Below are 240 nucleotides of genomic sequence, written 5' to 3' on the forward strand. Positions count from 1 at the left end.
ATCGCGTCTCGACCAAAGTCAAACCTTCCACGGTTAACGCGCTGAATAATACGCTTGCGCTGCAACCGGCCAGCGTATTTGTGCTGCATCGCGTCTGGATCCGCACCGCCAGCGACCGCTTCGTGCTCGATCCCGGCATCCCCGCCCCGCGCGACTGGATCACCAGCATCGTTGCGGAAGTGGTGTCGCACTATCCGATCGCCGGCGTGCAGTTCGATGACTATTTCTATACTGAAACGC

The 240-nt window shown here is 59.2% G+C and carries 1 protein-coding gene; it reads left to right on the top strand.

Features of this window, described 5'->3' with window-relative positions:
• A partial coding sequence (locus tag KVT28_RS26520; protein WP_217551284.1) for a family 10 glycosylhydrolase occupies nucleotides 1–240 on the top strand: 240 nt, incomplete at both ends.

It is taken from the genome of Pantoea sp. GbtcB22 (genome assembly GCF_019091025.1).
In the GTDB taxonomy this organism is placed as follows: domain Bacteria; phylum Pseudomonadota; class Gammaproteobacteria; order Enterobacterales; family Enterobacteriaceae; genus Pantoea; species Pantoea leporis.